This window comes from Accumulibacter sp. (assembly GCF_023806625.1).
GTDB lineage: Bacteria > Pseudomonadota > Gammaproteobacteria > Burkholderiales > Rhodocyclaceae > Accumulibacter.
On the sequence record NZ_JAMTDX010000051.1, the window covers coordinates 61,662 to 72,709 of the forward strand.

The window sequence follows — 11,048 nt, forward strand, 5'->3', positions numbered from 1 at the left end:
CGCCTCAGATCTCCTCGATGACCAGCTGCTCGCCGGCGCGCAGCACGCGCAGCGTGAGGAAGCGCAGCGGGCGCGACGGTGCGACCCGGATCTCGAGGCTGCACTCACCGCGCTCGATCTCCTCGCTGGCCCGCGCGCCGCTCGCCGAGCGCAGCGCATAGCATTCGGCCGCGCTCGCGCCGCGGAAAGCGCCGCGCTGCAGCAGCCGCTGCAGCAGTTCGCCGAAGCTGCGCTCGAGACTGCGCCGCAGGCTCAGGTCGTTCGGCTCGAAGACGAAGCGTTCGCCTTCACGGCGAGCCAGGCAGCGCAGCAGGATGAACAGCCGGCGCACGCCGATCGCCTGCCAGTCGGGGTCTTCGCAGAGCGTGCAGGCCCGCGTCGCGGCGATCCCGCTCGCGCGCACTTCGATCGGGTTGACCGAAGCGGCCTCGATCTCCTCGGCCGTCACTTCGCCCGAGAGCGCGACCGCGTCGCTCAATGGATCGAGACCCGCCGCCGCCCAGGCGCCCTTGTCGCGAGTCCGTCGGGCGTAAACGGCGAGCACCGCCGCCTCGGGCGGATGCGCGTGCAGTTCGCCAGCTTGGTCACCGGTCGTCGGCGGGCCGTCGCTGGCCGGTTCGCGGCGCAGCAGCCAGGGATGGTGGATCGCCGCGAAGCTCGTCGCCGTGGACGCCGCGAAATCGGTCGAGGCGTGTTCGCGCAGCGCCGCGACGTGCCGGGCCAGGCGCTCGCCCGACCAGCGCTCGGGTACCGAAAGCAGCGCGAAGTGCTCGCGGGTCGCCGCACAGAGGTCGAGCAGCGCGCGATGGACGGTGCCGACGACGCCGTCGGCGAAGCCATCGGGCAATTCGCGCCAGCCTCGGGTCACGGCGCGCACTTCGGCGGTCTCCGACCACTCGCTGTAGCGTCCAGCGCGCCAGGCCCGAGCACGCAGGAAATGCAGGCCGGCGGGAAGACGCAGCGCGTAGCACGCCGGCGCGAAGTGGCGTGGCCCCGGGCTGACCGAGGGTTGCGTGCAGGCTTGCTGGCCGGGTCCGGGCGACCATTGCGCGCCCGAGTCGCTTGCGCCGTCGACGACGGCGAGCGGCCGCCGGTCAGAGAAATCGGGTCGGCCGGCGATCTCGACTTCGAGGGAGACGCGCTCGCCGTCAGGCGGTGAGGCCGGGTCGTCGGTGACGATCAGCCATTCACGGTCGGCTGCGGCGAGCGCCATCGCGCCCGGGCCCGGGCGCAGGCTGTCGAGGTCGATCCGCGGCGGCCGGGGAATTCGCGGTGGCGGTGTCTGGCAGGCGTCGAAAGCGGCCAGCGGTTGGCAGTTGCAAGGTTCGTCGGGTGTGCTCAGCAGACGGCCATCGCGTCTCGGCAACTCGGCGTCGAGCTGCCAGCCTGGATGAACGGCGTCGGGGACGGCGATCCAGGTTGCATCGTGCACCAGCCGACCGCCACCTTGGCGCAGCACGTCTTCGCGGCCGAGCGCGGCGTGCAGGCCGAGCAGCGCTCGTGGATTGGCGCCGAGGTAACGCTGGTCGTCGGCCCAGCGCAGCAGTTCGGCGCCGCGCAGCCGCTCGCTCCAGCCGGGATCGGTGAATACGGCCGCCGAGTAGCAGGCCAGGCCGTTGCGGCTCAACGCGTCGCGGCCGTCGGACTCTGCCGCCAGCCAGGGGTCGAAGAAGCCGTCGACGGCGAGCGGCAGCAACATCCAGTCGGCTGACTGCGGATCGAGCGGCCGGGCGCCGTGTGGGCTGTATTCGGGTCCGGCGAGTTCGGCTGCGGGGACGCCAGCGAGCGGCCAGGCGGCGCCGGGCAGATCTTCGCCGGCGTCGAAGCGCCCCGCGGCGTCGGCTTCGAACCACGGTAGGTTGGCCGCTCCGCTGGTCAGTCCGCAGGCTTCGCGGCGGACTTCGCCGGACTGCGCGTGGCGCAGCGCGAGATCGACGCCGATCCGTTCGACGAGCCACGAATCGTCCGGCGGGATTCCCGGGGGCGAACTCGTCCCGGCCACGTCGCCGGCGCCGTTGGTCCATAGCCAGGCGTCGACGCTTGCCAAGGCGAGTGCTTCGCCGAGCCGGCCCGGAGTGGCGACGCGCAGCCAGCCGGCGAGCGGAGATCCTGCGGCGCGGAGACGCAGCAGGTCGCCGGTGGCGACGGTGTCGTGGTCATGGAGCGGTGTGCTGCGCAGGCGCACGGCGAGTTCGCGCCGATCAGCCCAGGCTCCCGGACTGCTCGCACGGAGCCTGAAATCCTCTTTTGCGACGCGCCAGCGCGGCGGCCCGGCGTCGCGGTCGAGGACGGCCAGGCGCAACCCGCAGACCGGGAAAAGCGCGGTCTGCGCGGCGCCGCGGTCGGCGACACGGATCACGTAACAACGGCGTCCGCCGCCGGCGAGGAAGCTCGCCACGGCCGCCGGCAGGTGCGCGCGCAGCATCGGGGGACGCCCGCTCGCCACTCGGCGGGTGGGGTCGCGAGCGACGAGGTCGAGCGGACCGCCGAATACCGCCGCGTATTGCGCCGGGTCCTCGATGGCCACCGGCCGGTCGAGCGGGCCGCGTTCGGCAAAGCCGACGAAGACCGGCACGTCCATCACCGGCAGGCCATCGCCCGCCGCTGGGGGCAAGTCGACGACCCGGATGCCGGGAGCCAGGCGCATTCGCCTACTCCATCTCGAGTCGTTCGTACGAGAGGGTCAGCTCTTCCATCGCCACGTCGGTGCCCTTGGCGCTCAGCGGGCCGCTCTGGTGCTTCATGATCCGCGCGTTGATCAGTCGCCAGGTCTGGACCGTCGAACTGCGGTCTTCGCTCTTCAGCTCGATGGTCACCGTGCGCAGGCCGTTGTTCGAGCCGTTGCGCACGTCGTCGAGCCATTTGTAGAGGTCGAGCGAACCGATCACGCCGCGCTTCATCGTCACGTCGGTGGCCTTGTTCAGGCCGGCGGTCTTGATCACGTTGTTGAACGCGTAGTTGCCCGGGCGGTACTCGGTGATCGTGACTTCCATGCCGATGCCGCTGATTTCCTGGAAGCCGGCCTGCGGGGTGTTGGTCACCCCGTCGCCGAGGTTGACATGGAAGTTGAACTGCACGTAGGGTCGATCGCGTAGGACAGCCATGGTGGTCTCCGGATTGCTCTGTCAGTCGGGCATTCTCAGCTCTGCCGGTCGGCCGTCCACTGGCCGATGCGGAAGATGACGAACTCGGCGGGCTTCAGGGGCGCAACGCCGATCAGGCAGACGAGACGGCCGTTGTCGAGGTCGTTCTGGGTCATCGTCGACCGGTCGCAGCGGACGAAGAACGCCTTTTCGGGCTTGTCGCCGAGCAGGGCGCCGTTGGCCCATTCATTGACCAGGAAGTCGCGGATCGTCGCGCGCACGTTGGCCCAGAGCGCTTCGCCGTTGGGTTCGAAGACCGCCCATTGCGTCCCCTTGTCGATCGAACGCTCGAGGTAGGCGAAGTAGCGTCGCAGATTGACGTACTTCCATTCGGGATCGGAACTGATCGTCCGCGCTCCCCAGAGGCGGAAGCCGCGGCCCTCGAAGAAGCGGAAGCAGTTGATCCCTTCGGGGTTGAGCACTTCCTGCTGCGCGGTGTTGATCAGTGTCTCGAAGCCGATCGCGCCGCGCACGACCTCGTTCGCCGGCGCCTTGTACACCGCGCGCTCGGTGTCGTTGCGCGCGTAGATTCCGGCGACGAAACCCGAAGGCGGCAGGTTGATCGCCTGGCGGGTGACCGGGTCGAAGACCGTCACCCACGGGTAATAGAGCGCAGCGTACTTGCTGTCGAGCTTGGCCTTGAGTTTACGGACGTCGGCGATCTTCTGCGCCTCCGGGGGGTCGATGATCGCGATCCGGTAGCGCATGAATTCGGCGTGGGCGATCAACAGATTGGTGATCGCGTTGACGTCGTCGACGCGCGTCGAGTAGAGCCAGGTCGATCCGGGTGCGGCGACGATCGAGATGTCCTCGATCGATTCGAACTGCCTGAAGCCGGTGCTGTAGTCCTGCGTCGGGTCGGCGCGCCCCTGGTACTCCGTGCGTCCAGGGAGCAGTCCGTCGTTGCCGCCCTGGAGGATCGCCACGCCGCTGATCCCGCGCTCGAGCTTCCGGCGCAGCGCGTCGAGCTCGCCGCTGCGCCCCGCGTCGTCCCATTCGGCGGGAGTCAGCTGGAAGTCCAGACCGGGAAGCGCGTCGAGCGCTTCGAGCAGGTCACGGCCGGTGGTGACGCTGTCCTTGAGCAGGGCGATCGGCAGGTTGCGCGAGTTGCCCGAACCAAGGCTGAACAGATCGAAGATCGAATCCGGGATGCCGGCGGTGCGGTGCGCGGGGTCGAGCGGCAGGCCGCTCCACGCGCCGAGGCTGCGCGTTCCGTCGTCGGAGAGCACGTCGAGCGCGAGCGTCAGCGGACGGATCGAGTCGCCCGAGCCCGGGGTCGAGTCGATCTGGAAGTCGTCGAGCGTCAGGTCGGCAGCCGGATTCGCCGGCGGCGGGCTCGGCACGAGGCCGCCCGGCGCGAAGCGCCAGGCGCCCGAAGTCGCCTTCCTGGCGACGTAGATCGGCAGTTCGGCGACGCCGCGAGGACCGGGCGGCGAAGCGACCGGCTGGACGCCGGCGAAGGCACGTGCCGAACTGACCCAGACGACGTCGCCATCCTGCAGATTGCTGATCGTCGGCACGAAGGGCTGAGTGCCGGTTGGATCGGGTAGCGCGCCGAGCACGTTCGGCCCGAGTTTCAGGCCGAAGCGCAGGCGCAGGTTGCCGGCCGCTCCCGGATGGCTGGCGACGATCCGGAAACTCGGCGACGTGCCGACGGTCAGCCGCGCGTGCCCGTCGCCGTAGGGCGGGCTGCCCGGCGACGAAGTCGCCAGGTCGGCCGGCGGATAGCTGCCGCTCAGCGGCCTGAACACCCGGCTGACGTAGAGGCGCTTGCCGCCCTCCTCGAAGAACGAACGCGCGGCCTGCCAGACGAAGTTGTGGCTCTGCAGACCGCTGTCGGCGTTGAACGCGAGTCGCTGGCCATCGCCATAGGTCCGCTCGAACTCGGCCAGGCTGGTGATGATGTCCGGGGCGTCGATCACCGGGCCGTAGCGGACCGGACCGATGAACCCGGTGGTGGTCGTGCTCACGCCCTCGATCGACTTCGAGCGGAACGAGACCTCTTCGACAAAGACGCCTGGGGCCAGGTATTCGGGCATCGCAATCTCCTTGCAGGTCAGAGCGGCGTCAGCCGCAGTTCGGAGCGGTTGGAAGGCAGACCTTCGGTGACCGGCACGGCCGGCCGATCGGGTTCGAGACGCAGCGGTCCGAGCGCGTCGCTGCTGCCTGCACGGGCCAGTGCGCGCACCTCGGCCTGGGCCGACCAGTCCGGCAGCGACGGCAGGCCGTCGGCGAGTCCTTGGCGCTGCGCGGCAGCGAGCGCGTCGCTGGCTACGGCCGGATCGTGGAAGACGCGCAGCGTGATCGTCGCGCTGACTCCGGGTGGAGGCGGGGGCGAATCGGGGGGGCTGGCCGGTTGCCGGCGATCGGGGCGCGGGAAGGGCAGGTGCAAGGCGAGCCGCCCGGCCGCGTCGCTCATCCCGATCGTCGTTCGCCCCTGGGCATCGCAGGCGAGTACGCGCGCCCAGCCGGCGGGCGCACCCGAGTCGTCGGCGAGCAGCGCGAAGACGGTTGCGGCGCCTGGCGGGGCCGGACGTCCGGGCGCCGAGGCCAGCATCAGGCTGGCGATCGGCTCGCCCGGGCGATCGGTCTCCGGGGGCCACGGCAGGCGGACCGGCAGATAGCGGGTGAGCCGATCCTCGACGATCACTTCGGCACGGCCGGGCTGCGGCGGCGAGACCGGGCGTTCAGCCCAGAGGGGCGCGAGATCGGGCCAGTGATGGATCCCGGAGGGCGTGCATCGGGCGATGCCCAGCAGGCGACCGTCGCGGCGGCGACGGAGCGTGCACGACAGCCCGTCGCCGATGGTCGTTCCCGACCAGGCGTCGAGGAAACGCAGGCCGATGCCGGCGGGGAGGATGAGCGACTCGACGAGCACGGCGCTCAACGAGTCTCTCCGATCGTGTGCAGCGCGAAGTCGCGCTCGCTGACCAGGCGGCCCTGCGTTTCGACCTGTTCCGAGTCGAGCAGGACCATCCGCGCGACGTAGGTCATTCCCGCCTGGAAACCGGTCTTCACCCGGTCCCATAAGGAAAGGTAATCGGCGGTCGACAGCGGATCGGCGATCAGTTCGACCGACTCGGTGCTCTCGAAAATCGTCGGCTCGCCTCGCGTATACCGGTTGATCGTCTCGCCCGAGAGCATCGGCAGGTCGTTCATGAAGCTCAAGGCCCAACCGAGCATCAACGCCTGCTTGTCGGCGTTGCCGGCGACCGGAAGGAGCAGGAAGTAGAGATCCACGGGCAATGATGGGCGGTAGACCTGGCCGGCGGGGGTGCGCCGCGGCGGCAGGCGGCGTGGCATTCCGCCGATGCCAACGCGCCACAGGCAGAAATAGAAGCCTTCGGCGGGCGGCGTCTCGGCGACCAGAGCATTGAAGAACGCGAATTCGAAGCGGGCCTGCGGGGCGAGTTGCAGGCGCTCGAAAGGGCATGCTTCGCGCATCATCGCCAGGACGCTCTCCCCGACCGCTCGGATCGCCTCGCAACGGGCCACGATCTTCAGCCCATCTGCGGGTGGCGGCGTGACGGGCTGGGCGGCGGAAGCGGAGCCGAAATCGATCGTCGCTGCGAGGGGACGAACTGCATGGCCAACGCCTTTCTTGCGAAATTCCTGAACACGAACGGCAGAACCCGCCCGTGCACCTGTGCGTTCGTGAGCACTGCGCAGGTTCAGCAGCGCGCGGCCGTCGCCGGCCGGGCAGCGCTCGCCGGCGGGATCACACCCGCAACTCGCGAGTCACCTGCCGCGTGGATCTGCTGACCGTATCGACCTGTGCCGAGGTTAGCAGGAAGATCGCGCGGAGCGCATCGAAATATTCAATGCGCATGCGCCGGCCAGCGCCGCGAGCCCTGCGGCCACCGAGCTTCGTTCAGCGCCTCGAAAGACTGGCTTCGGCGCGGGTCAGGTCGTCCGGGTTGTCGAGGTTGGCGAAGCCCACCTCGGGCTCGTCGAAAGCCACCTCGCAGGACCGATGCCCGAAGGTAGCGTAGGCGCCGAGGTTCCGGTTGGCGCTGATCAGCAGTTCGTCGACCTCTCGCGCGAAGCGGCCGATCACCCGGCGGACCGTCGGTCGGCCGGCGAGATGCTGCAATCGCTTGTCGCGATCGCGCTTCCGGCGGCTGCGGCGTCGCTGGCCTAGCCAGCCGGCGCCCGGCCAGGCGGGGGGAGGCGATCGTCGATCCGGACGGTGCGCCGGAGAGTCCATCGATCAGTCCTCGGGCTTGACGCTCTGGTCCAGCGGCGGCTCGGGTTCGAGCTCGCTGGGCGCATTCTCCTGATAGAAGAGTTCCTCGGCCGGACCCTTGCCGCTGGTTCCGGAAGGCAGCGCGACGATGCCTTCCGGCTCGGGCATGAACGATTCGGGAACGTTGCGCAGAATCCTGGCCATGTAGCCGATCCAAGTCGGCAGCGCCGCCGTGCCTCCGGTCTCGCCTGCGCCGAGGTTCCTCGGCTGATCGAAGCCGATCCACGAGCAGGCGACGACGGTCTGCTGGTAGCCGCAGAACCAGGCGTCGACGTGTTCGTTGGTCGTGCCGGTCTTGCCGGCGAGATCCTTCCTCCTGAGCGTCGCCGACGCGCGGGCGGCGGTTCCGTAGATGGTCACGTCGCGCAGCATGCTGTCCATCAGGTAGGCGTTGCGCGGATCGATCGCGCGCAGGTTCTCGTCTCCGGCGGTCACTGGCTCGGCCCGTGCGAGGACCTGTTTCTTTTCGTCCTGGATTTCACGGACGACGTATGGGCGAATGCGGTAGCCGCCGTTGGCGAACACCGCGTAGGCGGTGACCATCTCCCACGGGGTGACCGAGCCGGCACCGAGGGCCATCGTCAGATACGGTGGATGCTTGCTGGCCTCGAAGCCGAAGCGGGTGACGTACTCCTGGACGAAGCGCACGCCGCTGGCCTGCAGCAGGCGGATCGAGACCATGTTCTTCGACTTGGCCAGAGCCGTGCGCATGCGCATCGGACCTTCGTACTTGCCGTCGTAGTTCTTCGGTTCCCAGGCCTGGCTGCCGGTGACCGAGGCGGGGAAGCTGATCGGCTCGTCGGCGATCACCGACGCCGGGGTGAAACCGCGTTCGAGCGCTCCCGAGTAGATGAACGGCTTGAAGCTCGACCCGGGTTGTCGCCAGGCCTGGGTCACATGATTGAACTTGCTGCGATTGAAGTCGAAGCCACCGACCAGCGCACGGATCGCGCCGTCGTGTGGGTCGGCGGCGAGGAACGCGGCCTCGACGTCGGGCATCTGGACGATCCTCCACGAGCCCTTGTCGTCGTTTTGCACACGGATCACCGCTCCGCGGCGCAGGCGCTTGTTCGGTGGGGCCTTGTCGTCGAGCATGCGCGCGGCAAACTTGAGGCCCTCGCCGTTGATCGTGACGATCTCGCCCCCGCGGCGGTAAGCGCGAATCTTCCGGGAGTCGGCTTCGAGGACGATCGCCGGGTGCAGGTCCTCGCTATCCTGGAAGTCGGCGAGCAGTTCGTCGAGCGCCTCGTCCTGCTCGGAGCGGATCTCGCCGAGATCGACGTAGGCTTCGGCCCCGCGGTAGCCGTGGCGGCGGTCGTAGTCGAGGACACCACGGCGCAGGCTCTGGTACGCCGCTTCCTGGTCCTCGCGAAGGATCGTCGTATAGACGCGCAGGCCACGCGTGTAGACGTCGTCGGGGAAGCGCTCGGCAGCGATCTGCCGGGCCATCTCGGTGACGAATTCGGCATGCAGCGGCGCGTCGGTGATGTCCCGCCGGATGACCAGGGGTTGGGCGAGTGCGGCTTCGTACTGCTGGTCGGTGATGTAGCCGAGCTCGTTCATTCGCCTCAGGACGTACTGCTGGCGAATGCGCGCGCGCTTCGGGTTGGCCACCGGGTTGTACGCCGACGGGGCCTTGGGCAGGCCGGCGAGCATCGCCACTTCGGCGATCGTCAGGTCGGCGAGCGCCTTTCCGAAGTAGATCTGCGCCGCGGCAGCGAAGCCGTAGGCGCGCTGGCCGAGGAAGATCTGATTGATGTACAGCTCGAGAATCTGGTCCTTGCTCAGATTGTGCTCGATCTTGAACGCCAGCAGCGCTTCGTAGAGCTTGCGCGTGTACGTCTTCTCCGAGGACAGGAAGAAGTTCTTCGCCACTTGCTGGGTGATCGTCGAAGCGCCTTGCCGCTTGCCGCCGCTGAGCAGGTTGGCGTACAGCGCGCGGAGCACTCCGAGCGTGTCGACCCCGCCGTGCTGGTAGAAGCGTTCGTCCTCGGCGGCGAGGATCGCCTGCTTCATGATCGTTGGTACTTCGTTGATGCTGACGACGGCCCGGCGCTCTTCGCCGAACTCGCCGAGCAGATGGCCGTCGGCGGTGTAGACGCGCAGCGGGATCTTCGGTCGATAGTCGGTGAGGATCTCGAGCGACGGAAGGTTCGGGTAGGCGAGGCTCACGACGACCGCGACCATCGCCACCGCGATGGCGACGACGCCGACCACCACCAGTATGGGGTAGAGCAACCAGCGAAGCGCTTTGGGCAAGAGGGAGATTCCGGTCGAACGAACGAAGGGCGCCATTATAGGCCAGCGCAGACCCACTCGCCGCTCCGCGCTCGTGCCGCCTGGCGGGCAGGATGAGCCGGCGGCCAGCGATCCGGTACTCTACCGGGCCGCTCCTCGAGACCCGATCCGGCGCAGATCCTCGTTCACCTGCCAGCTGCGCCGCTCGGGGCTCGACGCCGCGTACTCGTGGCTCTCATCGACCGTCTGCCGCTGGAACGTGCGCAAGGTGCGCTCGAGATGGGCCGGAGCAGGGGGCATCGCTCCGAAGAAGAGGATCGACTCACGCCGCCGGATCAGCAGCGTCGGGAAGTTCTCGACTTCGATGTCACCGAGGTCGTCAGCCTGCTCTTCGATGTCCAGCCACTCGAAACGGGCATCGGCGAAATGCCTCGAGACTTCTTCGAAGCCGGCACGGTATTCACGGCAGACACCGCACCAATCGGCGCACAGACAGACGATCAGGAATTCGTCCGGCTGTGACGCCGGTTCCCGGTTGCGTGCGGCAAAGCGAGGTGCCTGTCTGTCGATGGCTCAGCCTCGGTGAGGTCGAGGGCGCGGAGGGCACCACGCCTGGACCGAGTACGTGCGCAGGCGACCGTCGTGGCTCGATCGATTGGCCGGCTGCCGGTGGCTCATCGGCGTCCACCCGGATTGCGCACGAGGTTCTGGATGTGACCGATGAGCTGTTCCTCGGGATAGGGCTTGCCGAGGACGACGTCGACTCCGGCGGCTTCCGCTTCGGCGCGCAACTGATCGTTGTCCGAGGTGATCATGATGATCGGCAGCCTGGCCGTCTGCGGACGCGCACGGACGAGCTTCGCCAGCTGCAGTCCGTTCATGCCCGGCATGTCGACGTCGGTGATCAGAACGTCGGGCGCGGACTGCTCGATCTGTCTGGCCGCGTCGAGGCCGTCCTCAGCGGTGACGACCTGGTAGCGGCGGGCCGTCAGGACGCGGCTCGTCTTGACGCGGACGACCTTGGAATCGTCGGCGACCATGACCACCGTTTCCTCTTCGCTCTTCACGCGAGCGGCTGCCGCTTTGGCGGCGGCAAGGCGTTCGGCCTCGCGACGGGCGGCCTCCTCGGCGGCGCGACGTTCGGCCTCGCGGCGGGCGGCCTCCTCGGCGGCGCGCCGTTCGGCCTCGCGGCGTGCGGCTTCCTGCTCGGCCTGGCGCCTGATTTCCCGCTCGATTGCTTCCTCGACGGCCTTTCGCTCCTCCTCCTCCCTGCGTAAGGCCTCCTCTACGGCCAGTCGTTCGGCTTCGATCCGGGCGGCTTCCTGGGCGGCGAGACGTTCGGCTTCGATCCGGGCGGCCTCCTCGGCGGCGCGACGTTCGGCCTCGCGGCGGGCGGCCTCCTCGGCGGCGAGACGTTCGGC

At 68.8% G+C, this 11,048-nt stretch carries 9 protein-coding genes; all 9 read right to left on the reverse strand.

All coding sequences use genetic code 11. The features are described 5' to 3' along the window. Positions 1–4: 4 nt before the first annotated feature. Positions 5–2,647, reverse strand: coding sequence for a hypothetical protein (locus NFW05_RS09090; protein ID WP_295305331.1), 2,643 nt, complete (start codon positions 2,645–2,647; stop codon positions 5–7). A 4-nt stretch (positions 2,648–2,651) separates the two neighbouring features. Further along, a complete protein-coding gene (locus NFW05_RS09095) occupies positions 2,652–3,104 on the reverse strand; it encodes a phage tail protein (RefSeq protein ID WP_295305334.1) in 453 nt (150 codons plus the stop codon). 35 nt (positions 3,105–3,139) lie between these two features. Then, on the reverse strand, positions 3,140–5,182 hold the full coding sequence (locus NFW05_RS09100) for a phage tail sheath subtilisin-like domain-containing protein (RefSeq protein ID WP_295305337.1): 2,043 nt from the start codon (positions 5,180–5,182) through the stop codon (positions 3,140–3,142). A 17-nt stretch (positions 5,183–5,199) separates the two neighbouring features. Further along, positions 5,200–6,030 (reverse strand): hypothetical protein, encoded by an 831-nt coding sequence (locus NFW05_RS09105; protein WP_295305339.1) that lies wholly within the window; start codon positions 6,028–6,030, stop codon positions 5,200–5,202. After that, on the reverse strand, positions 6,027–6,590 hold the full coding sequence (locus NFW05_RS09110; protein ID WP_295305342.1) for a Pvc16 family protein: 564 nt from the start codon (positions 6,588–6,590) through the stop codon (positions 6,027–6,029). The genes NFW05_RS09105 and NFW05_RS09110 overlap by 4 nt, the downstream gene beginning before the upstream one ends. 424 nt (positions 6,591–7,014) lie before the next feature. Beyond that, the gene (locus NFW05_RS09115) at positions 7,015–7,236 is read right to left on the reverse strand and encodes a hypothetical protein (protein WP_295305344.1); all 222 of its coding nucleotides are present in this window, start codon (positions 7,234–7,236) and stop codon (positions 7,015–7,017) included. A 117-nt stretch (positions 7,237–7,353) separates the two neighbouring features. Continuing rightward, positions 7,354–9,684: a penicillin-binding protein 1A gene (locus tag NFW05_RS09120; protein WP_295305346.1), complete on the reverse strand. Its 2,331-nt coding sequence runs from the start codon at positions 9,682–9,684 to the stop codon at positions 7,354–7,356. Positions 9,685–9,768: 84 nt separating this feature from the next. After that, the gene (locus tag NFW05_RS09125) at positions 9,769–10,197 is read right to left on the reverse strand and encodes a thioredoxin family protein (protein WP_366918265.1); all 429 of its coding nucleotides are present in this window, start codon (positions 10,195–10,197) and stop codon (positions 9,769–9,771) included. 104 nt (positions 10,198–10,301) lie between these two features. Next, on the reverse strand, positions 10,302–11,048 hold a 747-nt coding region (locus tag NFW05_RS09130), incomplete at its 5' end, for a response regulator (RefSeq protein ID WP_295305349.1).